The sequence below is a fragment of the Barnesiella intestinihominis YIT 11860 genome (genome assembly GCF_000296465.1).
Taxonomy (GTDB): domain Bacteria; phylum Bacteroidota; class Bacteroidia; order Bacteroidales; family Barnesiellaceae; genus Barnesiella; species Barnesiella intestinihominis.
On sequence record NZ_JH815206.1, the window covers coordinates 283,911 to 306,092 of the forward strand.

Below are 22,182 nucleotides of genomic sequence, written 5' to 3' on the forward strand. Positions count from 1 at the left end.
ATAAAACAACTATTTAAGAAACTTTCATGGAATACACATTTCTGGACTTCTTGACTTTGATCGGGTCGGTCGGTTTGTTCCTATATGGAATGAAGGTCATGAGCGAAGGGTTACAGAAGGTAGCAGGAGACAGACTGCGTAATATCCTTGCCGTGATGACGAAAAATCGGTTTTCAGGAATGTTGACCGGAATATTGATAACAGCATTGATTCAAAGCTCGTCGGCTTCGACGGTAATGGTCGTCAGCTTTGTGAATGCCGGGTTAATGACGTTGGGGCAATCGATGGCAGTCATTATGGGGGCGAATGTCGGTACGACAGCTACGGCGTGGCTCATCTCTCTTTTTGGATTCAAGGTCGATATCACAATTTTTGCTTTGCCGTTGATAGGTTTGGGAGTTCCTTTGTTGTTTTCGAATAAAAGTTCTCGTAAATCGTGGGGCGAGTTTATAATCGGATTCTCATTCTTGTTCATGGGGCTTAGTTATATAAACAACTCGGTTCCCGATTTGAGGAGTAATCCCGAGGTGTTTGAGTTTTTGTCTTCTTACACGCAGCATGGGTTCATTTCTATTTTGGGATTTTGTGCTGTGGGGGCGATTCTCACGATGATTGTGCAGTCATCGAGTGCGTCGATGGCGATATTTTTAATCATGTGTAGCAAAGGTTGGATTTCATTCGACATAGCTGCCGCTTTGATTTTGGGTAGTAATATCGGTACGACGATAACTCCTCTGTTGGCTTCTATCGGTGCGAATGTGTCGGCGAAAAGGGCAGCGATGGGGCATTTGCTGTTCAATGTGCTCGGTTCCATGTGGGCGCTTGTTTTGTATTATCCTTTCATTCGTTTTATCGTGTGGATTTGTACTTCGTTGGGGGTAGGGAACCCGAATGACTTGATGTCGTTTATTTCCACTTGGGAGCAATCCGATCCTGCATTGGTTGCCGCGCTGAATAGCGGACAGAATTTGGGTTCTGCCGATTTCGAACAGCAAAAAGCTCATTTTGCAGCCATGCAGTTTTCTGTATCGTTCGGGTTATCGATGTTCCATACGGTATTCAATGTAATCAATGTAACCATTATGATTTGGTTTACAGGTTTATATGAGAGGATAGTGACCCGCTTGGTGAGGGTAAAAGATAAGAACGAAGAGGAGTTCCAATTGAAATTTATTTCGCGGGGTATGTTGTCGGCTTCGGAATTAAACCTACCGCAAGCCCATCAGGAGATTGCCGTGTATGCCGAGCGGGTACAACGTATGTTCGGTATGGTCGCCGATTTATTACATGAAAAGGAAGGAAGCGAAGCCTATTTGAAATTATACAATCGTATCGAGAAATACGAGCAGATTTGCGACCGTATGGAATTGGAAATTGCCGGATTCTTGAACCTGGTTGTCGGCGGTCGGTTGAGCTATGAAGGAAAAATGATGGTAAACAGTATGCTTACTATCGTGACCGAGATTGAGAGTATAGGAGATTGTTGTTATAACCTCGCTCGTACTTTGCAACGGAAGCAAGACTCTCATATCGATTTTAACGACGAGATTGTAAGTAATATCGATGCAATGTTTAAACTCGATTCCGAAGCGTTGTCCAATATGGTGGCGCTCCTGTCGAGTAACGAACCGCTTATGAGCGAGATAATGATTTCGTATAATAAAGAGTGTGAGATTAATAATTATAGGAATCAACTGCGCGGGGCTAATGTCGAAAACATCAATAATAAACATTACGAATACCAATCGGGAATATACTATATGGATATGATTTCGGAGTGTGAACGGTTGGGCGATTATGTTATCAATGTGGTCGATGCCATTAAACAGCAGCAGGTAAAACATGCTTGAAATGAGACGATACGATAAAAGCCGTCCCGAATTTTCGGGACGGCTTTTATCGTTGGTAAGAGAGATTATCGTCGTAATAATGCGATAAGCTCTGCCACACCCTCCGAGGCTCCCTTTTGGATAACCCGAACGGAACGATCGACAGGAACTTTTACCTCTTTGGGATCGATGAGGTATATCGGTACTTGCGGACGTACATAACGGAGCAATCCTGCGGCGGGATAAACGTTCAGCGATGTTCCGATGACGACGAATATATCGGCTTCTTCGGTGATTTCGATAGCCGGCTCTATCATGGGTACGGCTTCGCCGAACCATACGATGTGGGGTCTCAGCTGGTCTCCGTATCGGTCGGTTTCGTCGGCTTTTATTTCATAATGGTCGGGAGACAATTCATAAATGCGATTTTCATTTTTTGTCGAGCGTACTTTGGTGAGTTCTCCGTGCAGATGAATTACGTGAGTACTCCCGGCGCGTTCGTGTAGATTGTCTACATTTTGAGTGATGACTGTTACATCGTAATCCTTTTCGAGAGTCGCCAATCCGAAGTGTCCTTTATTGGGTTCGACGGTGAGGAGTTCTTTGCGCCTTTTGTTATAAAACTCTTGTACCAAAGCCGGATTTCTTTCCCAGCCTTCCGGGGTTGCGACATCTTCTACGGGGTAACGGTCCCATAACCCTCCACTGTCTCGGAATGTAGAAAGCCCGCTTTCTACACTCATTCCTGCGCCTGTCAATACAACCAGTTTCTTTTTCATATCTTTTGTTTCAACAAGATGGATTTCATCTTAAATAATTAAGATAAAGTTAGAGTAAAACTTCGGCGGCTGCAAATGTTTTTTAATAAAATGTGTTGAGATTTTGGAATGGGTGACACTATTCCATCGGGAATTATGTTTTTTTTTAAGGAGAATTTATTGAATTAAGTATAAAAGCCCTATCTTCGCTTCGCAAATATTGTTATTATGTTTGCTTAAATACAATAAAAATAGAAAATGGACAAATTAAGTTATGCATTAGGTCTCAGCATGGGGCACAATTTTTTAGGCTCGGGTATCAAATCGTTGAACGTCGAGGATTTTGCCAAAGGTGTAGAGGCTGTATATAAACAGGAAAAACCGGAAATTAGTTTCGATGAGGCAAAAAAAATCATCAACGAGTTTTTTTCCAATTTGCAAGATGAAATCGCCGAGACGAATAAACAGGCCGGAAAAGAATTTTTGGCAGAGAATGCCAAGCGTTCCGGTGTGGTGGTACTTCCCAGCGGTTTGCAATATGAAGTGCTTGCCGAGGGAAAAGGTCGTAAGCCGAAAGTTACCGATAAAGTTCAATGTCATTATCATGGAACTTTGATTGACGGACAAGTGTTCGACAGTTCGATACAGCGGGGTACTCCGGCAGTATTCGGGGTCAACCAAGTGATACCCGGTTGGGTGGAAGCCTTGCAGTTAATGCCCGAGGGTTCTCGTTGGAAATTATATATACCTTCTGATTTGGCGTATGGAGAGCAAGGAGCCGGCGGAAGTATTCCGGCAAACGCTACTCTGATTTTTGAAGTGGAACTAATAAAAATATTATAATTATTTACCCAATAAACAATGAAAAAGACTATTTTATTTTGTGTGGCACTCGCCGGTTTGACGGCAATGTCTTCTTGCGGAAACAAGGCCGCTACTAAGTTGGAAAATGCAGCAGATAGCGCAAGCTATGCTCTGGGTGTTTCTAATGGCGCCCGTTTTGGAGAAGCCCTGAAATCGGGTATGTACGAACAGCTTAAAAACATCGATCCCAATGATTTTATGAAAGGTTTGGCCGCTGCCTTGAAAACCGATTCTACGCAGCGTTCTTATGAAATGGGATTGAGTCAGGGTCTTTATATTAAGGAGATGTTGAATAATATCAAACAAGGAACCGGCGTAGAGATCGATATCCCGACATTCGTTCAGGCTTATAAACAAGCTATGGACGGCGATACGACTTTGTTGATTTCGGCTATGCAATCCAATTCGGTTCTCGATGCTATTTTCAGAGCAGCCGCCGAAGCTAAGGAAAAAGAAGAACTCGCTCGTTTGGCCGAGACTCCCGAAGCCAAAGAAAATTTGGCGAAAGGCGAGGCTTTCCTTGCTGAAAAAGCCAAAGAAGAAGGTGTGGTAAAAACTGAATCGGGACTTCTTTATAAGGTCGTTAAAGAAGGAAAAGGCGATAAAGTACAATCCAATCAACGTGCGAAAGTATCTTACAAAGGAACTTTGATCGACGGAACCCAATTCGATTCCAATGCAAGCGCTACTTTCTCTCCTACGCAAGTCGTTAAAGGCTTTGGAGAAGGTTTGCAGTTGATGCAAAAAGGCGGTAAATATATCTTGTATATTCCTGCCGAACTGGGTTACGGAGTTCGTGGCGGAGGTGATAAAATCCCGACCAATTCGACTCTCATATTTGAAGTAGAGGTTTTGGATATTGTCAAATAGATAGATTTTCTATAAATATTTTGAAGTGCCGCTCTTGTTTGAGTGGCACTTTTTTGTGAAAAAATGTCAGATAAAATGCTAATAATAGATTAAGAATAAACTTTTGTTTGTCTTTTTGTCAAAAAATAGATAAAATATAGCTGTTTATTAAAAAAGAAATGATATTTTTGTCGCAAAATGATTTATATATTAAAATTTTATGGAAAAGATTGATAACCTTGATCGTCAGATTCTCGAAATTATAATGCGCAATGCCCGCATTCCGTCGAAAGATGTGGCTGCCGAATGCGGTGTTTCCCGCGCTGCTATCCATCAACGTATTCAGCGTATGATCGACATGCATGTTATTACCGGATCGGGATACCATGTAAATCCTAAATCTTTGGGTTTCAGGACGTGTACTTATATCGGGGTGAAATTGGAGAAAGGTTCGATGTATCGCGATGTCGTTCCCGAGCTCGAAAAGATTCCCGAAGTAGTAGAATGCCATTTTACGACGGGTCCTTACACAATGCTTTGTAAATTATACGCTCGCGATAACGAGCATTTGATGGAGTTGCTTAATGACAAAATACAGAATATTCACGGGGTGGTTTCGACGGAAACTCTTATTTCGTTGGAACAAAGCATGAATCGCGAAATTCCGGTCATGAAGAAGTGATTATTCTTCGTAGAGTAAAATAGGGAGAGTCTGTCTTGGGGCAGGCTCTTCTCGTTTTAAATCACCGGGTAATAACCGAATTTTTATTTTGTAGTTTTTTATCGGTTCTCCAAAGTAATAACAGAGTGATGGCGGTAGCGATTGTATCGGAAACCGGCATGGCTATCCATATACCGTTCAAGGCATATATTCGGGGAAAAATAAGTAGTAACGGAATCAGGAATATGACTTGTCGGGTCAAGCTGAGGAAAATGGACTTAGAAGCCATACCTAAGGATTGGAACAGGTTGGTGGTGACGATTTGGAATCCGACAATCGGGAATACACCCATAACGATGCGCATCCCGTGTATGGCTACATCGATGAGGTTCGTATCGGTAGTGAAGGCCCGTATAATGTAATACGGGAAAAAGGTTGAACCTATCCACCCGACCGTGCAACAAATGGTCGCTACGATGCCGGTTAAAACGAATGCTTTTTTCATTCTGGTGTAATTACCTGCACCGTAATTGTACCCTACGATGGGTTGCATGCCTTGACACAACCCGATAATGAGCATAACGACCAATGTGGCGTAACTGTTGAAAATACCGAATGCACCTATCGCCTCGTCTCCTCCATACCGATAGAGCGATGTGTTGATGATTGCATTGATAACGCTGCTGGCTACATTGACCAAAAACGGAGCTAACCCGATGGAAACGATGTTGAACAGGATTCCCCATTCGAGTTTGAAGTATCGACGATGGAATCGCAACTGGCTTTTAGGGTTGAAGAAATGTATCATGACAAATGCTGCCGAAATGGCCATAGCTATATCTGTCGCTATGGCTGCGCCTTTTATTCCCCAATCTAACCAGAAAATGAAAATCGGTGCGAGGATAAGATTGGAGAAAGCACCTATGAGCATGGTGTACATGGCTTTCCCCGGATACCCCGAAGCTCGCATCATATTGTTGAAACTGTAACAAAGATTGGTGCAGAGCATACCCGGCATGATGTAGATGAGAAACTCTCTAGCATATGGAATGGTGCGGTCGCTGCCGCCGAAACTGCGCAGTATATCGTCCATGTAAACCGAGAAGAAGGTGAGGTAACAAACGGCAAACGAGAGCGAAAGTACAAGACTGTTTGCCAAAATTTTTTCGGCTTTGACTTTGTCGTTCTGTCCCAAAACGATTGAAATGCGAGCCGATGCTCCCAGCCCTACCAACATACCGATAGCCCCTGCCAACGACATGATAGGAAAGGTCAGAGCTAAGCCCGAAATGGCATCGGCTCCTACGCCCTGACCGATAAAAATGCGGTCGATAACATTATACAGAGACATAACCATTGTACCGACAATCGCCGGAACAGAGTACTTCCAAAGCAGTTTCCCTACCGGAAGTGAAGTCAGTTCTCTGTGAATATCGTTTTGGTTTTCCATGTTTGGAGTAGTCGGCACTTAGGAAGGATCGCTCCAATCGCCGTGGGCTTTGATGAGAGCTATCAGTTTTTCGATAGCCATCTCTTCGGGTATGTTCTTTTCGATACACTCTTTACCTTTGTACAAACTCACTTTGTCGCGCCCGGCTCCTACGTATCCGTAGTCGGCATCGGCCATCTCTCCCGGCCCGTTTACAATGCATCCCATGATACCGATTTTTAGTCCGGTAAGGTGTGAGGTCGCCGCTTTGACACGGGCGATTGTAGTTTGTAAATCGAACATGGTTCTGCCGCAACTCGGACAAGAAATATATTCTGTTTTACTGAATCGCTTGCGTGCGGCCTGTAAAATCGTGAACATATAGTCTGTGAGTCGCTGGGACGAAATATTTCCATTATTGCGAAGGAATATGCCATCGATAAGATTATCGAGCAGAAACGGCCCGAAATCGGCCCCTGCTTTCACTTGCAGGTCTTCGCTCTCTTTTTCTTCGTATTCGGCCATGAACACGACCGGAAGTTTGCAGTTTGCTGCGGTGAGCCGTGCCAATGCCGCCCGCAGGTCTCCTACCGGGTTGGTATGCCGAGAGGAGAGAATAAGAACTATTCCCGATTCCTGCGACAGCTCGCCGATAATTTCTTGCGACAGGTCAGCTGTATCGGCTTGTAGGAAGCGGACAGTCGCCGGAGTCGATTTCAATGCAGATAATTCGTGCATTTGAAATAACGGATAGGAGTTGTTTTCCCCGTGATAGTGTGCAAAATCTACGATAGATCGAATATCGCCGCCGACTGTTCGGTCGTGTGTGTAGTAGAAATCGGCGCGTGTCCCTGTTTGAGGCACTCCTTCGGCGATAACTACGGGCTGTTGGTTGCCGCCGATACAATTACAACTCTCTCTCTCTCGGGCTGCCATTTGTTCCAGCGATACGTCGGGGGTTGTTATCGGTTTGTGGCCGGTTCTTGCCGTAATATAATTCACCAGCTTGCAAGCTACCGGGATTTCGGCTTCGGGAGCCTCGCTTAACGACACTCTTATGGTATCGCCTATCCCGTCGGCCAGCAGTGTTCCTATACCTACCGCCGATTTTATTCTTCCGTCCTCACCGTCTCCGGCCTCGGTGACTCCCAAATGAAGCGGATAATTCATACCTTCCGATTCCATCGTTTCGATAAGTAGCCGAACGGTTCGTACCATAACTACCGTATTTGATGCTTTGATGGAGATTACCACGTTGTCGAAATTTTCCGAGCGGCAGATTCTTAAAAACTCCATACACGACTCCACCATACCTTCGGGGGTATCTCCATAACGGCTCATGATACGGTCCGACAGAGAACCGTGATTCACTCCTAAACGTATTGCCGTGTGTTGTTCTTTGCAAATATTCAGAAATGGAATGAACCTCTCTTTGAGTTTTTGCAGTTCGGCGGTATATTCTTCGTCTGTATAGGACAGTTGTTTGAAAGTGCGGGCACTATCGACGAAATTCCCCGGATTTATACGCACTTTATCTACGGTGTAGGCGGCGGCATCGGCAGCTTTCGGGTTGAAGTGGATATCGGCGACCAAAGGTGTCGTATAGCCTCTGGCAATTAACTCTCTTTTGATTTCGCCTAAATTTTCTGCTTCCCTCACTCCTTGTGCCGTGAGCCTCACATAGTCGGCTCCCGCTTGAATGATGCGTATACATTGGTCCACACTGGCCGCGGTATCCAGCGTGGAGGTATTGGTCATCGATTGTATGCGTACGGGATATTCACCTCCGAGAGGTGTGTTTCCTATCTGTACGATACTGCTTTTCCTGCGGTGGTAATTATAGTAGTCCATGACAAGGGAAACTATGGAATCAATTGGTCTTGAATTTATATTTTATCGATGCGAGTTCTTGGTTGGCATCAACGATTTTTTTCGTAAGTCCGGTTTTGTATTTTTCTACTTTCGAAGCGACGGTTTCGTCGCCGAGCGCCAAGATCTGAGTGGCGAGAATAGCTGCGTTGAGGGCTGCGTTGACTCCTACCGTCGCTACGGGAATTCCGGGAGGCATTTGCACGATGGCGAGCAAGGCATCGAGTCCTTCCATACCCGATTTGATGGGAACTCCTATCACGGGCAGTGTAGTCATCGAAGCGATAACACCGGGCAGGTGTGCGGCCATACCTGCGGCGGCAATGATAACTTTTATTCCTCTGGAACGAGCATTTTTGGCGAATTCCTCAACTTCCGCAGGGGTACGATGTGCCGATAAGGCCAACATTTCGAATGGGATTTCGCACTCGTCGAGCAGCTTGGCGGCTTTTTCCATAATAGGAAGGTCGGACGTACTGCCCATAATTATACTTACGATTGGTTTCATAATAAATATAAATTGTCTGTGATTGGTTTTATATGAATAGGAAAAATAAAAATCCGCAGCACATGGCTCCTAATGCAAATCCCGCACCTACTTGGCCGATCGTGTGTCGATTCAGTAAAATACGAGAAGAGCCGATGAGTCCTGCAAGCAAAATGATGGTTATTTGCAAGGGGAATATATAGGGCGTAAGCATTAATCTATAAATGCTCATTAGGAATACCAATACAGCCATCGCTCCGGCCGCTACCATGTGTGCGCTTATTTTCCAATATCGGTTGATAAATAAAGAAATGATAAGCGAGACGATCGCACCCGCTATGAAAGAGAGTATCCAATTCGGTATCCCGAAACGGTATAAGTAGAGATAACATGCGATATAACAAACAAAGTTGATGATATACGGAACGGTACGCTCGGTGCGGTTGTGAAGTCTGAAATCGCTGATATGACCTGTTTTGTAGAGGATAAATATGCCTAAGGACGGAAGTATGCAAGTGGTGAGCAATACGCCTATGACGATGATTCCTAACAGTCTGTCGCCGAAGACTCTCATATAGGACGTATAAAGTGCGATGGCGATTCCGTAAGTTGGCATCAATAACGGGTGGAATATAGTCGATAGAATCGTGGCTAATAGTTTCATGTGTCGTTCGGTTTGATTCATTCAAATTTCTTTTCGCAATCGGGCTACCGGTATCGATAGTTGTTCCCTGTATTTAGCGATCGTACGCCGGGCTATCGGATAGCCTTTTTGTTGCAGCAGCTCGCACAGCTTATCGTCCGAGAGGGGTTTATGTTTGTCTTCGTGGTCTACCAGTTCTTCTAACAATCTTTTGATTTCCCGGGTAGAAACCTCTTCTCCGGCATCGTTTTGCATAGATTCGGAAAAGAAATATTTTAACGGATAAATGCCGAAATTTGTTTGCACGTATTTGCTGTTGCTGGCTCGGGAGATGGTAGAAATGTCATATCCCGCACGTTCGGCGACATCTTTCAGAATCATGGGTTTCAAGTTGCGTTCGTCGCCGGTGAGGAAAAAATCTTTTTGTAAATCTACGATGACTTTAATTGTGCTCAGCAGTGTTTCCTGTCGTTGTTTTACAGCATTGACAAACCATTGCGCCGCATCGAGTTTTTGTTTGACGAATAACAGGGCATCCCGTTTTTCCCGAGTCTGGTTTTGTTTGTTCGAGGAATAATCGTCGAACATATCCTGATAATCCCGGCTTACGTGTAGTTCGGGTATATTCCCGTTATTTAGCCCGATGGTTAACTCCCCATCTTGCGCTTCGACAAAAAAGTCGGGAATAATGTGATGTTCCGAGCTGCCCGAATAGCTGTTGTTCCATGCGCTTCCGGGCTTGGGATTAAGTAGCGTGATTTCTCGTATGGCTTGTTTCAGTTCTTCTTCGCAAACATTACATTGGCGCATGATTTTGTCGTAATGCTTTTTAGAGAATTCTTCGAACATTTTGTCGATAATCTTGTAAGCCAATAAGTTGGCAGGAGTCCCTTCGTGGCGTTCTAATTGGAGTAACAGGCATTCCCGTAAATTCGAAGCCCCGACACCGGCCGGTTCGAACTCCTGAATCATTTGTAAAATATCTTCTACTTGGCTCACCGGAACGTCTAAACCTACTTGAAAAATAAGATCGTCCGAAATAGCTTGTATCGGTCTCTGTAAATAACCGTTGTCATCTATATTCCCAATAATGTATTGAGCAATTTGATAGGAGGTTTCGTCGAGAGAAAGCTCTCCCAACTGGCTTTCGAGGTAATCGTGAAATGAAGAGGCCGATACGAATGGAATGTCTTCTTTTTTGTCATCTTTCGAGTAGTTGTCGGCTTCGAGTCGGTAGTCCGGTATATCTTCTTCGTTGCGATAATCACCCAATGTAAGTTCCTCTGCCGATTCTCCCGGATTTCCGTCTTCATCGGCGTTGGCATCAAATTCGTTTATACTGTCCGGGATTTCTTCCCGTCCTTCTTCTAAGGCGGGATTATCGACCAGTTCTTGTTGTACGCGTTCTTCAAATTCGATTTCGGTAAGTTCGAGGAGTCGAATCAACTGTATCTGCTGGGGCGATAGTTTCTGTTGCAATTTTTGTTGCAACTGCTGTTTCAGTGCTGCCATAAGCTGTGAGTGATTTGCAAACGAAGATAGCTATTTTTGCTCTAAATAAGTAAAAAAATGAGAATTTTTAGAAGCTGTTTTTATTTTTTCAGCCTGTATTCGAGAGCTGTTTTTCAAGGGTATTTTACAAATGAAAGAAATATGAATAAGTTGGAGCTACATTCTTTCGGAATGATTGCTGCCGGTGTTTTTGAAACTATATGGTGAGACTCTCTGCTGCTTTCGGTTCAGTAAAACCTCGTGGGATAGACATGAATTTTAGCGATGAAATTTTTGTAGATAACCACATTCCGGACTTTTCGGGGAAAGGTTGATTCTTGCTTAATTAAAACCTCCTCCCCTGTGTTTGGTTGTCAAACAAAATATAGGGGAGGTGGCACGAAGTGACGGAGGGGTTGAAAACAACATCACATTAGGCTGTTTGTATCGGATATTTAATCCTCTCGCCTTACGAGCGTTCTCCCTATCTCATCTGCGATGAGCTGAGGGTGGGGAACTAAGATGTCACTGCGAATATTCTTTTCACTCCTACTCGCAAATACAAGAGAGAATTTAAAAGACAATCTTCACTAATTTCCTCCTGAGCCTTGCTTTCCATAGTATTAAGGGGGATTCAATGCTTCTTCGCTATATCTTTTGCGAAACATGAGGGGGAAGAGCTTGTTCTTATTGCGAATAAAAAAAGCCGTGTATGGGAAATACACGGCTTTTATGCGGCAAATAAGTGATTCTTATTGGTTGTTGTTGTTACGAGAATGACGGTCGCTGCGGGGAGCTCTTTCGGGGCGGGGCAACAGCGCCTTTATAGACAAGCGGTATTTACCGGTTTTTTTGTCTATTTCGATGAGTTTTACCGTTACTTCGTCTCCTTCGTGGATGCCCGATGTCTCCATCGATTCGAGGCGATCCCAGCTGATTTCCGAGATGTGGAGTAATCCGTCTTTTCCCGGAAGAATTTCTACGAAAGCGCCGAAGGGTAAAATCGATTTAACGACTCCGGTATAAGTTTCTCCCTCTTCGGGTTGAGCCGTGATAGATTTGATACGACGTATAGCATCTTTGATAGAATCGAGATTAGCGGCAGATATTTCTATGTGTCCCTCGTTGTTGATTTCATCGATAGTAACCACAGCTCCGCTGGCTTCCTGTATGCTTTGGATAATTTTTCCGCCCGGGCCTATTACGGCTCCGATCATGTCTTTCGGGATAATCATCGTTTCGATACGAGGCGCGTGCGGTTTCAAGTCGGCGCGAGGTTCGGCGATAGTGTCGGTGATAATATTAAGAATGTGCAGACGACCTTCGCGGGCTTGGTTCAAGGCTTTTTCCAAAACTTCGTAAGAAAGTCCGTCGCACTTGATATCCATTTGGGTCGCTGTGATACCGTCGCGAGTTCCGGTCACTTTGAAGTCCATATCCCCGAGGTGGTCTTCGTCACCGAGAATATCCGAGAGAATGGCATATTTCACATTGTCTTTATCGGTAATCAATCCCATAGCTATACCTGATACCGGTTTCTTGATTTTCACACCGGCATCCATAAGAGCCAATGTCCCGGCACAAACCGTTGCCATCGAGGAGGAACCGTTTGATTCGAGAATATCCGAAACTACACGTACCACGTAAGGATAATCGGCAGGAATCATACGTTTAAGCGCACGGTTCGCCAAGTTTCCGTGTCCTATTTCACGACGACCTACGCCACGTTGAGCTTTGGCTTCGCCGGTGGAGAAGGGGGGGAAGTTATAGTGCAACAAGAAACGGTCGCGACCTTGATTCAATACGTCGTCGAGAATTTTCTCGTCGAGTTTGGTTCCGAGAGTTACGGTCGATAAAGATTGCGTTTCACCGCGAGTGAAGACTGCCGATCCATGAGGTCCGGGTATATAATCGACTTCGCACCAGATAGGACGAATTTGTGTGGTAGTACGTCCGTCCAAACGAATACCCTCATCGAGAATACAACGGCGAACAGCTTCTTTTTCTACATCGTGGTAGTAGCGTTTTACAAGAGCTCCTTTTTCGGCGGCATCTTCTTCGCTCATGCCGGCTAAGTATTCGTCGACAATCGCGTCGAAAGCGTTTTGGCGGGCATGCTTGTCGGCATTTCCCGAACGTGCGATAGCGTATGCTTTGTCGTAGCATTTTGCCCAAACGTCTTTTCTCAACTCTTCATCGTTGGTCTCGTGGCAATATTCTCTTTTCGCGGTAGAGCCTACGGCTTCTGCCAATTCTTTTTGTACAAGGCAATGAACCTTGATAGCTTCGTGGGCGGCTTTCAATGCTTCGAGCAAATCGGCCTCCGAAACTTCGTCCATTTCGCCTTCTACCATCATAATATTTTCATAAGTGGCTCCCACCATTAAGTCCATATCGGCTTTCTCCAATTCGGCGAAAGTGGGATTTATTTTGAATTTACCATCGATACGGGCAACTCGTACTTCCGAGATAGGGCCATTGAAAGGAATGTCCGAAACGGCCAAAGCTGCCGAAGCGGCAAGACCGGCCAAAGCGTCGGGCATATCTACGCCGTCGCTCGAAAATAACATGATGTTCACGAATGTGTCGGCATGATAATTTTCGGGGAACAAAGGGCGCAATACACGATCCACTAAACGGGAAGTAAGTATTTCGTAATCCGAAGCACGGCCTTCTCTTTTGGTGAAACCTCCGGGGAAACGGCCGAAAGCAGAGAAACGTTCTTTATATTCTACTTGCAGAGGCATGAAATCCACGCCTTCACCGGCTTCTTGGGCCGAACATACGGTAGCCAGCAGCATGGTGTTGCCCATGCGAACCTCGACGGCTCCATCGGCTTGCTTGGCTAGCTTGCCGGTTTCGATGGTGATGGTCCTTCCATCACCCAAATCGATGGTCTTCTTAATAACTTGTTTAATCATAAAATCGATTTTTCTTTATTTTTTCCTTCTCAAAATCGTGCAAAGATAATGAAAGTTTGAAAGTAAAACTATGATTATGAAATAAAAATGCGAAAATAGAATACGTAGAGAGGAGTCTGAGTCGGTTTAATTTCGTTTTTTTATACTTTCTCCTGACATTTTGCTTGCGCGAGCTTCTCGATTATGTGACCGTTTACGGCGAATGCGGGAGTAACCTGTACCTCGGTATATGTCGAGTAAACTTGTTTCTACTTTCGATTTGCACTATTTTTGCCATTGATAGTGAAAATCAATGTAATTGAAATGTGTTTTGCTTCTGTCTTCATTTGCATTATCTTTGCATAGTGCGAAATAGGTTATGCCCCGGTATAATCAAGTGAATTTGCTTCTACTCTCGGCGTATACTATCTTTGCAATTGAAGAAAGGAACATAATTTATAACATATACGGAAATGAAAAAGTGGGTATTTGGGTGTGCAATGGCGTTGGTGATAACCTCGTGCGACAATAAGAAATTTTCCATTCAGGGACGCGTGGCCGATGCCGATGGACAAGTACTGTATTTAGAGTCGTTGGCTGTGAATGGTACAGAGCTTCTCGATTCTGTCGAATTGGATAAGGACGGTCGGTTTAAATTCAAGTATCATGCTCCGCAGTATCCTGAGTTTTATCAATTGAGATTAGACAAGTCCATCATACATTTGGCCATAGATTCGACCGAAACATTGAACCTCTCGGCGAATGCGGCCGATTTTGCCAATGACTATGAACTTACAGGGTCGGACGAATGTGTGAAGATGCGCATTGTCGCTCAGGAAAGCGCCAAGTTAAAAAAACGAATCGATGAACTGTCCCGAGCTATGTCTTCCAATAGCGACCGTGTCGACGATTTGCGGAAGCTGGCAATCGAAGATTTGGCCGTCTATAAAAAGAAAATGTTCGATTTGGTATTGGAAAATCCGGCCTCGGCAACTGCATATTATATTGTTTTTCAAGAAATAAACGGAGATAAAATATTTGATCCTTATGATGCCGATGACCGAAAATTGATAGCTGCCGTCGCTACGGGATTCGATTCGCTTTATCCCGATTCGCCTCGATCCAAACAATTGAAGAACATGACACTGGCTGCTATTGCCGCTGAGCGTGCTGCGCAAAAGGAAAAGTCCGAAATTGAAGCGAGCACAGCCAATTTTCTGGATATGGAATTATACGATTTGCGAGGACGGAAAAAGGTCTTGTCCAATTTTGTCGATGCTGGTAAAGTCGTTCTTCTGAGTTTTACCGCCTATCAGGCCGATTATTCTCCGGTGTATAATATGAAGTTGGCCGAGCTCTATAAAAAATACAAGTCGAAAGGGTTGGAAATATATCAAGTTTCTTTGGATGCCGACGAGCAGGCTTGGAAAGTTGCGGCCGATAATCTCCCGTGGATTTGTGTGCGAGATCCTCAAAGCGTTTATTCGCATAATGCCGCCATGTATAATGTGAAGACACTGCCTACATGCTTTGTTATCGATAGGAATGACGGTATTGTAAAACGGATAGAAAAAGTCGATGAAATAGAAAACGCGGTACAGTCTCGGCTTTAAGGTTCGATACGAGGTTCGGAAAATGAACTTTTGGACGAATATCGTTGTTTTTTTTTGGAAGATAAAAAAAAGAGAGTATCTTTGTCACATTGAAAGCACAAAAAGGAGTCCCGACAAACGGCGGGATTTCTTTTTTGTTTAGGAGCCGTTTTGAAATTTCCAAGTGATATTGGAACCTTCGAAAAATTGAAACGACATCTCGATGAGAAAATTATTTAATATAAACTATAGGAGTTAGATTATGGCTATTACGTACATGACCGAAGAAGGTTACAAAAAATTGATGGAAGAGATCGCTTATCTCGAAAATGTGAAGCGTCCCGAAATCTCACGGGCTATCGGTGAGGCACGTGATAAAGGAGATCTCTCGGAAAATGCCGAGTACGATGCCGCCAAAGAGGCGCAAGGAATGCTCGAAATGAAAATTTCTCAGTTGAAAGATTTAGTGGCGAATGCACGCTTTATCGACGAGAGTAAATTGAACACCCATACGGTTCAGATTTTGAATACAGTAAAAATTAAAAATGTGAAGAACGGGGCGGTAATGACCTACACTATCGTATCTGAGTCCGAAGCCAATTTGAGAGAAGGAAAAATCTCGGCCACGACGCCTATCGCCAAAGGACTGTTGGGCAAGAAAGTCGGAGACATCGCAGAGATTCAAGTGCCTTCTGGATTGATGTCGTTCGAGATCGTAGATATTTCTATTTAGGCATAAGCCGATGTGCGAGTTATGCACACCGGCTTTTTTATTATAGATATTCCCCCTTTCTCTCCTATAGTTCGCAGAAAGGGGGAATATTTTTTGTCACCCTGTTTCTTTTCACATTAATATAGAGTGTCTTGTCGAAAAGTCTCAGCGAGCTTAGCTTTTTTGTGTTTGATTTTCGCTATATTTATGGGATACGGTTCGGCATAGCCGAATCGGAAATATGATTTCCATTTGTCTTTGCACTCAACTTTCACTATATTTGTAGACCTAAAATCACGAAATTATGGCATCTATTTTCAGTCGTATCGTTGCCGGTGAAATACCGTGCTATAAAGTAGCCGAAGATGAAAACTACTTTGCTTTTTTAGACATCAGTCCCGTTGCCAAAGGTCATACTTTGGTTATTCCCAAACAAGAGGTCGATTATATTTTCGATTTGGACGATGAGACTTATGTGGGTCTTACCCGATTTGCCAAACGGGTGGCAAAAGCTATCGAGAAAGCGATTCCTTGTAAGCGAGTGGGAGTCGCTGTTATGGGACTCGAAGTCCCGCACACTCATATTCACCTCGTTCCTATTAACAAGGAAGCGGATATGAATTTTTTCCGGGACAAACTTTCTCTTGAATCTACCGAGATGCAAGCTATTGCCGAGGCTATCGCTCGGGAAATGGAATGATTCTCAGTGCCCTTAAAAAGCGTAGGCGTTGGTTTTAATGAATCTTTCGTCGGTCATCATAAGATGAGATAGGGCGGGTGACATGCAGTGACGGAGTGTGGTAGGTTATTGTTCGTTTTGTTTGGCTGTCAGAAGTCTTTTTCTCAGAAATTTGGCCGGATACCAAGCGGTCACGAATCCCAAAATGAGGACGATGGCTGTGACTGCCAGCGTGTCGAGGAGTTCCAGCTTCACCGGATAAGCGTCGGTAATAAACACGCCTTCGGAACTGCCCAATTTCAGTATTCCGTATTCTTGTTGCAGATAGCAGAGTATGACTCCCAAGATGAGTCCCGAACCAGCCCCGATAGCCGAAATGAGCCACCCTTCGACGAGGAAGATTTTAGAAATGAGTCTGTCGTCGGCTCCGAGGTTTTGTAGTGTATCTATATCCCGTTTTTTGTCGATAATAAGCATCGACAAGGCTCCGATTACGTTGAATGTGGCAATCATCAGAATGAACGATAAAATAAGAAATGTGATCCATTTCTCTATTTGCACCCATTTGTACCAGTCGTTTTGCTGTATGTGGGTCGCCACCCGATAAGCGTCACCGAGGTGTTCTCTCAATTTTTTCGCAAATTCGTTTTCATCTGTCGTTGGAGTGAGATGCAATTCGATAGCGGTCGCTTCGGTAGTATAACTGAACATCTCGCGAGCGGTCGACAAGGGTATGATGGCGAGCTGGTCGTCATAGATGGCTTGGTTGGCGCAGAATGTCGATGAGACGAAAATACGTCTCCCGTTAAACGACTGTGACGGATTGGCCAGATTGACTTTTCCCAACCGATTGGGAGCGTACAATTCTACCGGATAAGGAGAGTTGGCGACAACGCCGAGTTGTCCAGCTACGCCGATACCTAATGATACGTAGTCGATTCTGCCGTCGTTGAGTTGGAACGTTCCGCTCGTGACAATGTCTTGTATGTGGGAAAGCTCTGTATAATTGTCGGGTACGCCTTTCACTAAAACAGGCCGTTGCCGGTCTTTGTATATGCAGAGGGCGTTTTCTTCGATGACGGGTGTGAATGTTTTCACCTCGTTCCATTCGGCGATTTGCTCGATAGCCTCTTCTTCGGTGTCAAGAGTTTTGCCTTGCAACGGAGTTATTTTTATCTGCGGGTCTATTTGGGAGTAGAGCGATCCTATCAGCTCCGTAAATCCGTTGTAGACCGATAGCGTGCAGACGAGAGCCAACGTAGTGATAGCCACCCCGCATACCGAGACAATCGATATGGCATTGATGGCGCTATGCGATTTTTTTGAAAACAAGTAACGCCATGCTATTTTCCGGGCGAGGCGGTTCATAGGGAGCGTTTACTTTTTCAGTAGAGAATCTATGTTTTCGATGTAGTCGAGCGAATCGTCGAGGAAAAACGATAGTTCGGGAGTTTTTCTCAACTGGTAACGTACCCGCTGTGAAAGCTCGTATCGAATGGTTTTCGTATTGGCATTGATGTTTTCTATCATTTCTGCGCTCTTTTCCGGCGGGAAAATACTCAGGTAGGCTTTTGCCGTACTCAGGTCGGGACTTACCCGCACTACGCTTACCGATATGATTATCCCATGTGTTTTACGGGTTTCTGCCAAGAATATGTCGCTCAATTCTTTTTGGAGCAGTCGACTTATTTTGTTTTGTCTGGTTGTTTCCATAATAGGTGGTTTTAATAAATAACAAAGTTTTACCCCGTATATCCGGCGAAATTATGGTTTTTTCCATAAGATCGTGAGTCCGTCTCGTAAGGGAAGTATAATTTTTTCTACCCGATTGTCGGTCGCGACGAAGTCGTTGAACCGTTCTATTCCTATGGTTTGGGCATCGCGGCTGTTCGGGTCGGTCACGACTTTACCGTCCCATAGGGTATTGTCGGCAAGAATGAACCCTTCCGGTCGCACCTTCGGCAATACGAGCTCGTAATATTTCAAGTAATCCCTTTTGTTGGCATCGATAAACACGATGTCGTACGTGTCGGTTAATGCCGGAATGATGTCCGAAGCATCGCCTATAATCAATTTTATCCGGTCGCGTAACGGAGATTTATCGAAATAACTGCGGGTGAAATCTTCTATCTCGTCGTCGATCTCTATGGTGTGTACTTCGCCGCCCTCGGTCAGTCCTTCGGCCAAGCACAAGGCCGAATATCCAGTGAAGGTTCCCAGTTCCAATATTCTGTGCGGCCGGATCATGCGGCAGAACATTTTGAGAATCCTCCCTTGCAGATGACCCGATACCATGCGCGGACGCAAGTGGTAGAGATGGGTGTTTCTGTCGAGAGAAGCGAGCAGCTCGTCTTCCTTGTCGATGTGGGTCAATATGTATTCTTCCAGTTCGGGCGTCATGCTTCGGTATCTTCCATGTTGGGTAACGTATAGTGGTCGAAGTTATCGAGTACTTCTCCTACTCGATTGATTTCTAAGAACGTCGTTCCTTTTCCTTCACCGAATCCGCCGCCTAGATAGGCGATTAAATCGTCGCGGTTTATCAGGTGTTGTTCCATGAGATGGTTTAGCCCGTTGAACAAATATTCGCGGGAAGTGCGGGTTCGTTCCTGATATAACGGAAAGACACCGTATGAGAGGGCCAGTAACCGTATTGTCCGCTCGTAATAGCAAATCGCCAATACCGGGTATCTGCCGCGAAAGGCAGCGACATAACGAGCGGTTCGTCCTGTGTAACTGTCGGTAACGATAGCTTTCGTGCCCAATTTGTTAAACGTTTTTACGGCTTGTTTGGCAAGGAACGAAGTGACATCGGGGTCGTCGGTCGAGACTACCCGAATGTTGTTTTCCGTGAGTTTGTTGTTTTCGGCCTCTTCGGCTACACGGGCCATAGTCGCCACCGCTTCGACAGGATATTTCCCATAAGCCGTTTCACCGCTGAGCATAAGCGCATCGGTATGTTGATAAATGGCATTGGCGATGTCGGTAACTTCGGCACGGGTAGGCCGGGGATTTTTTATCATCGAGTGCAACATTTGTGTCGCTACGATTACCGGTTTCTTGGCCTGTATGCATTTTTTAATCAGTCGAGCCTGTATGCCGGGGATTTTTTCTTGGGGAACTTCTATTCCCAAATCGCCTCGCGCGACCATTACCCCATAGGCGGCTTCGAGTATCTCGTCGATATTATCCACACCCTCTTGATTCTCTATTTTGGCGATAATCTTGATGGGGCTTTTGTACTCGTCGAGTATAGCCTGTATATCGAGAACATCTTGTTTGCTGCGTACGAACGAGTGAGCGATGAAGTCGATATTTTGTTTAATGGCATAGCGGATATTGCGAATGTCTTTTTCTGTGAGAGACGGTAGGTTAATCCGTACTCCCGGGACGTTTACGCTTTTGCGTGCACCCAGCTCTCCGTTGTTGAGCGATTCGCACAGCAAATCGTCGTTCTCTTTTTTTCGCACGACAAATTCGAGCTCTCCGTCATCGATAAGTATGTGGCTGCCTATGGAAAGGTCCTCTGCAAAACGGGGATAACTCACCCCGATATATCCGTTGCCGGTCAATGTTCCTTCTTTTCCCGTGATGCGAACGATGTCGCCCGTCGAAAACAAAATGTTTGAATCCCCCGACAATGCGGTAGTACGCACTTCGGGTCCTTTTGTATCCATTAAAATGGCTATTTTGTTCGAAACGGCACGCACGTTGTCGATGATTTTTTGAAATCCTTCTTCTTGCAAATGGGCCGAATTCATACGCACCACATTCATGCCGCTTTCGTATAGCTGTTTGATAAAATCGACGTCGCAACGAGCGTCGGAAATGGTGGCTACTATTTTGGTATATTTGGACATATATGATTAATTTATCGTTCGTTTTCAGTTAGAGCTTCTATGGCGAGCCGGTATGAGTCGAGTCCGAATCCGATGATCGACCCCTTCGCTGCGGCGGCTATCATTGATGTGTGTCGATACTCTTCCCGGGCATGTATATTGGAAATGTGCACCTCTATAACGGGGGCGGGCACTGCTCGTATGGCATCGCCGATTGCAATAGACGTGTGTGTGTATGCACCAGCGTTAAGGACAATGCCGTCGCAGGAAAAACCGGCTTCTTGAATTTTTCCGATGAGTTCGCCCTCTATGTTGGATTGATAGTATGCGATGTGGTGTTGGGCATAACGTTGCTGCAATTCACAGAGATAATCTTCGAAACTTTTTTCTCCGTAAATGCTTTTTTCTCTCTTCCCCAAAAGGTTAAGATTCGGCCCGTTAATAATAAGAATATCCATAAATCACTATCTTTGTAAGGAGAAATACATGTTTCGTATTCTCTTCGATTTTGCCTATTTTCATCAAGATACGGAATAGTCTGCCATTAGCGTAGCTTTGTTTTGTATAAAAGCTCAAAAAACTACTCCTGAATTTAGTGCAAAATTACAGAAAAAAAATGAGATATCGGATAAAAAGAAAATGGCATTAGTTGATACGGATAATTTGTTAAAACGTTTTAGTCGTTATTTGAGACTGGAACGAGGGCTTTCGGAGAATACGATAGCCGGTTATATGTCCGATGTAGAAAAGCTGGTTGACTTTATCGACTCGGAAAATTTGGATTGGAGAACCGTTACAGGAGCCGATTTGCATCAGTTTGTCGCTACATTACAAGATTTGGGTATCGGTGCACGGTCGCAGGCTCGTATTATTTCGGGGATAAAATCTTTTTTCAATTTTTTGAGAATGGAGAAATGCATCGATACGAATCCTTCGGAATTGATAGAGACTCCTAAATTGGGTATGAAATTGCCCGACGTGTTGACAGTAGAGGAGGTGGACGAGCTAGTCAATTCGTTCGACCTGTCGAAACCGGAAGAACGCCGCAATCGAGCGATTGTAGAAACATTGTATAGTTGTGGCCTTCGTGTTTCCGAATTGGTGGGGCTTCGTATGTCCAACCTCTATTTTAACGACGGTTATATCATCGTGGAAGGTAAGGGTAAAAAGCAGAGGTTGGTTCCTATTTCAGAGAAAGCGATTAAAGAAATTCGTCCTTATATAGATGATCGGCTATCCCTTGATATAAAGCGGGGCAACGAGAATATTTTGTTTCTGAATCGCCGGGGGACACAACTCACCAGAGTAATGATCTTCTATATTATCAAGAGAGCTTGTGAAAGATGTGGTATTCGTAAAAAAGTCAGTCCGCACACGTTGCGGCATACATTTGCTACCCATCTGTTGGAAGGAGGAGCCAATTTACGGGCAATACAACAGATGTTGGGCCATGAAAGTATCACTACGACAGAAATATATACTCATCTCGACCGGCAGTTTTTACGACAAGAGATATTGCAACACCACCCCAGAAATAAGAAAACCTTATAAATTATGAAGGTTAGATAAAAAAATTTGTA

The 22,182-nt window shown here is 44.5% G+C and carries 20 protein-coding genes; 8 read left to right on the forward strand and 12 right to left on the reverse strand.

The window, feature by feature from the left end; translation table 11 throughout:
- Positions 1 to 26: 26 nt before the first annotated feature.
- Complete coding sequence (locus HMPREF9448_RS13130) at positions 27 to 1,850, forward strand: Na/Pi cotransporter family protein (protein ID WP_008863062.1); 1,824 nt, start codon at positions 27 to 29, stop codon at positions 1,848 to 1,850.
- A 65-nt stretch (positions 1,851 to 1,915) separates the two neighbouring features.
- Here the strand turns inward: HMPREF9448_RS13130 and HMPREF9448_RS13135 are convergent, their stop codons facing one another.
- Positions 1,916 to 2,608 (reverse strand): SIR2 family NAD-dependent protein deacylase, encoded by a 693-nt coding sequence (locus tag HMPREF9448_RS13135; RefSeq protein ID WP_008863063.1) that lies wholly within the window; start codon positions 2,606 to 2,608, stop codon positions 1,916 to 1,918.
- Positions 2,609 to 2,845: 237 nt separating this feature from the next.
- Here HMPREF9448_RS13135 and HMPREF9448_RS13140 point away from each other — a divergent pair, with 237 nt between their 5' ends.
- From HMPREF9448_RS13140 to HMPREF9448_RS13150, 3 genes are all read left to right on the forward strand, one after another.
- Positions 2,846 to 3,430 carry an FKBP-type peptidyl-prolyl cis-trans isomerase gene (locus tag HMPREF9448_RS13140; RefSeq protein ID WP_008863064.1) on the forward strand — a complete coding sequence of 195 codons (585 nt, stop codon included), beginning with the start codon at positions 2,846 to 2,848 and terminating at the stop codon, positions 3,428 to 3,430.
- Positions 3,431 to 3,448: 18 nt separating this feature from the next.
- Positions 3,449 to 4,321: an FKBP-type peptidyl-prolyl cis-trans isomerase N-terminal domain-containing protein gene (locus tag HMPREF9448_RS13145; protein ID WP_008863065.1), complete on the forward strand. Its 873-nt coding sequence runs from the start codon at positions 3,449 to 3,451 to the stop codon at positions 4,319 to 4,321.
- A gap of 199 nt (positions 4,322 to 4,520) precedes the next feature.
- Positions 4,521 to 4,982 (forward strand): Lrp/AsnC family transcriptional regulator, encoded by a 462-nt coding sequence (locus tag HMPREF9448_RS13150; RefSeq protein ID WP_008863066.1) that lies wholly within the window; start codon positions 4,521 to 4,523, stop codon positions 4,980 to 4,982.
- Positions 4,983 to 5,043: 61 nt separating this feature from the next.
- Here HMPREF9448_RS13150 and HMPREF9448_RS13155 read toward each other — a convergent pair whose 3' ends face one another.
- The 6 genes from HMPREF9448_RS13155 to pnp form a co-directional block, all read right to left on the reverse strand.
- The gene (locus tag HMPREF9448_RS13155; RefSeq protein WP_008863067.1) at positions 5,044 to 6,411 is read right to left on the reverse strand and encodes an MATE family efflux transporter; all 1,368 of its coding nucleotides are present in this window, start codon (positions 6,409 to 6,411) and stop codon (positions 5,044 to 5,046) included.
- Positions 6,412 to 6,429: 18 nt separating this feature from the next.
- On the reverse strand, positions 6,430 to 8,241 hold the full coding sequence (locus HMPREF9448_RS13160) for a 4-hydroxy-3-methylbut-2-en-1-yl diphosphate synthase (RefSeq protein WP_008863068.1): 1,812 nt from the start codon (positions 8,239 to 8,241) through the stop codon (positions 6,430 to 6,432).
- Between the two features lie 19 nt (positions 8,242 to 8,260).
- Positions 8,261 to 8,767 (reverse strand): 5-(carboxyamino)imidazole ribonucleotide mutase, encoded by a 507-nt coding sequence (gene purE, locus HMPREF9448_RS13165; protein ID WP_040296287.1) that lies wholly within the window; start codon positions 8,765 to 8,767, stop codon positions 8,261 to 8,263.
- 28 nt (positions 8,768 to 8,795) lie between these two features.
- Positions 8,796 to 9,431 carry a phosphatase PAP2 family protein gene (locus tag HMPREF9448_RS13170; RefSeq protein ID WP_051008929.1) on the reverse strand — a complete coding sequence of 212 codons (636 nt, stop codon included), beginning with the start codon at positions 9,429 to 9,431 and terminating at the stop codon, positions 8,796 to 8,798.
- A complete protein-coding gene (rpoN, locus tag HMPREF9448_RS13175; RefSeq protein ID WP_008863071.1) occupies positions 9,432 to 10,901 on the reverse strand; it encodes an RNA polymerase factor sigma-54 in 1,470 nt (489 codons plus the stop codon).
- A 731-nt stretch (positions 10,902 to 11,632) separates the two neighbouring features.
- The gene (pnp, locus tag HMPREF9448_RS13180) at positions 11,633 to 13,801 is read right to left on the reverse strand and encodes a polyribonucleotide nucleotidyltransferase (protein ID WP_008863073.1); all 2,169 of its coding nucleotides are present in this window, start codon (positions 13,799 to 13,801) and stop codon (positions 11,633 to 11,635) included.
- A gap of 452 nt (positions 13,802 to 14,253) precedes the next feature.
- Here pnp and HMPREF9448_RS13185 point away from each other — a divergent pair, with 452 nt between their 5' ends.
- The 3 genes from HMPREF9448_RS13185 to HMPREF9448_RS13195 all read left to right on the forward strand — a co-directional run bounded on the left by HMPREF9448_RS13185 (position 14,254) and on the right by HMPREF9448_RS13195 (position 16,784).
- Positions 14,254 to 15,393: a TlpA disulfide reductase family protein gene (locus tag HMPREF9448_RS13185; RefSeq protein ID WP_008863074.1), complete on the forward strand. Its 1,140-nt coding sequence runs from the start codon at positions 14,254 to 14,256 to the stop codon at positions 15,391 to 15,393.
- Positions 15,394 to 15,634: 241 nt separating this feature from the next.
- The gene (gene greA / locus HMPREF9448_RS13190; protein ID WP_008863075.1) at positions 15,635 to 16,105 is read left to right on the forward strand and encodes a transcription elongation factor GreA; all 471 of its coding nucleotides are present in this window, start codon (positions 15,635 to 15,637) and stop codon (positions 16,103 to 16,105) included.
- Positions 16,106 to 16,388: 283 nt separating this feature from the next.
- Entirely contained in the window at positions 16,389 to 16,784 is a 396-nt protein-coding gene (locus tag HMPREF9448_RS13195; protein WP_008863076.1) for an HIT family protein, read from the forward strand.
- Between the two features lie 105 nt (positions 16,785 to 16,889).
- Here the strand turns inward: HMPREF9448_RS13195 and HMPREF9448_RS13200 are convergent, their stop codons facing one another.
- Genes HMPREF9448_RS13200 through aroQ form a run of 5 tightly spaced genes read right to left on the reverse strand, consistent with a single transcriptional unit; the run spans position 16,890 to position 21,060 of the window.
- The gene (locus tag HMPREF9448_RS13200; protein WP_008863077.1) at positions 16,890 to 18,131 is read right to left on the reverse strand and encodes an FtsX-like permease family protein; all 1,242 of its coding nucleotides are present in this window, start codon (positions 18,129 to 18,131) and stop codon (positions 16,890 to 16,892) included.
- Between the two features lie 9 nt (positions 18,132 to 18,140).
- Positions 18,141 to 18,476 (reverse strand): 30S ribosome-binding factor RbfA, encoded by a 336-nt coding sequence (gene rbfA / locus HMPREF9448_RS13205; protein ID WP_008863078.1) that lies wholly within the window; start codon positions 18,474 to 18,476, stop codon positions 18,141 to 18,143.
- A 51-nt stretch (positions 18,477 to 18,527) separates the two neighbouring features.
- A complete protein-coding gene (locus HMPREF9448_RS13210; protein WP_008863079.1) occupies positions 18,528 to 19,163 on the reverse strand; it encodes an O-methyltransferase in 636 nt (211 codons plus the stop codon).
- Positions 19,160 to 20,623 (reverse strand): pyruvate kinase, encoded by a 1,464-nt coding sequence (gene pyk / locus HMPREF9448_RS13215; RefSeq protein ID WP_008863080.1) that lies wholly within the window; start codon positions 20,621 to 20,623, stop codon positions 19,160 to 19,162. The genes HMPREF9448_RS13210 and pyk overlap by 4 nt, the downstream gene beginning before the upstream one ends.
- An 11-nt stretch (positions 20,624 to 20,634) precedes the next feature.
- Complete coding sequence (gene aroQ / locus HMPREF9448_RS13220; RefSeq protein ID WP_008863081.1) at positions 20,635 to 21,060, reverse strand: type II 3-dehydroquinate dehydratase; 426 nt, start codon at positions 21,058 to 21,060, stop codon at positions 20,635 to 20,637.
- A gap of 181 nt (positions 21,061 to 21,241) precedes the next feature.
- Between aroQ and xerD the strand changes: the two genes are divergently transcribed.
- Positions 21,242 to 22,153 (forward strand): site-specific tyrosine recombinase XerD, encoded by a 912-nt coding sequence (xerD, locus tag HMPREF9448_RS13225; protein WP_008863082.1) that lies wholly within the window; start codon positions 21,242 to 21,244, stop codon positions 22,151 to 22,153.
- The last annotated feature ends 29 nt before the right edge of the window (positions 22,154 to 22,182 follow it).

Bases quoted from the DNA above. Each gene is read 5' to 3' on its own strand.
- HMPREF9448_RS13150 (WP_008863066.1), top strand. From the start codon at position 4,521: ATGGAAAAGATTGATAACCTTGATCGTCAGATTCTCGAAATTATAATG.
- HMPREF9448_RS13140 (WP_008863064.1), top strand. From the start codon at position 2,846: ATGGACAAATTAAGTTATGCATTAGGTCTCAGCATGGGGCACAATTTT.
- xerD (WP_008863082.1), top strand. From the start codon at position 21,242: ATGGCATTAGTTGATACGGATAATTTGTTAAAACGTTTTAGTCGTTAT.
- HMPREF9448_RS13170 (WP_051008929.1), bottom strand. From the start codon at position 9,431: ATGAATCAAACCGAACGACACATGAAACTATTAGCCACGATTCTATCG.
- HMPREF9448_RS13200 (WP_008863077.1), bottom strand. From the start codon at position 18,131: ATGAACCGCCTCGCCCGGAAAATAGCATGGCGTTACTTGTTTTCAAAA.
- HMPREF9448_RS13160 (WP_008863068.1), bottom strand. From the start codon at position 8,241: ATGGACTACTATAATTACCACCGCAGGAAAAGCAGTATCGTACAGATA.
- HMPREF9448_RS13185 (WP_008863074.1), top strand. From the start codon at position 14,254: ATGAAAAAGTGGGTATTTGGGTGTGCAATGGCGTTGGTGATAACCTCG.
- HMPREF9448_RS13130 (WP_008863062.1), top strand. From the start codon at position 27: ATGGAATACACATTTCTGGACTTCTTGACTTTGATCGGGTCGGTCGGT.
- HMPREF9448_RS13210 (WP_008863079.1), bottom strand. From the start codon at position 19,163: ATGACGCCCGAACTGGAAGAATACATATTGACCCACATCGACAAGGAA.
- rbfA (WP_008863078.1), bottom strand. From the start codon at position 18,476: ATGGAAACAACCAGACAAAACAAAATAAGTCGACTGCTCCAAAAAGAA.
- rpoN (WP_008863071.1), bottom strand. From the start codon at position 10,901: ATGGCAGCACTGAAACAGCAGTTGCAACAAAAATTGCAACAGAAACTA.
- HMPREF9448_RS13135 (WP_008863063.1), bottom strand. From the start codon at position 2,608: ATGAAAAAGAAACTGGTTGTATTGACAGGCGCAGGAATGAGTGTAGAA.
- HMPREF9448_RS13195 (WP_008863076.1), top strand. From the start codon at position 16,389: ATGGCATCTATTTTCAGTCGTATCGTTGCCGGTGAAATACCGTGCTAT.
- pyk (WP_008863080.1), bottom strand. From the start codon at position 20,623: ATGTCCAAATATACCAAAATAGTAGCCACCATTTCCGACGCTCGTTGC.
- purE (WP_040296287.1), bottom strand. From the start codon at position 8,767: ATGAAACCAATCGTAAGTATAATTATGGGCAGTACGTCCGACCTTCCT.
- pnp (WP_008863073.1), bottom strand. From the start codon at position 13,801: ATGATTAAACAAGTTATTAAGAAGACCATCGATTTGGGTGATGGAAGG.
- greA (WP_008863075.1), top strand. From the start codon at position 15,635: ATGGCTATTACGTACATGACCGAAGAAGGTTACAAAAAATTGATGGAA.
- HMPREF9448_RS13145 (WP_008863065.1), top strand. From the start codon at position 3,449: ATGAAAAAGACTATTTTATTTTGTGTGGCACTCGCCGGTTTGACGGCA.
- aroQ (WP_008863081.1), bottom strand. From the start codon at position 21,060: ATGGATATTCTTATTATTAACGGGCCGAATCTTAACCTTTTGGGGAAG.
- HMPREF9448_RS13155 (WP_008863067.1), bottom strand. From the start codon at position 6,411: ATGGAAAACCAAAACGATATTCACAGAGAACTGACTTCACTTCCGGTA.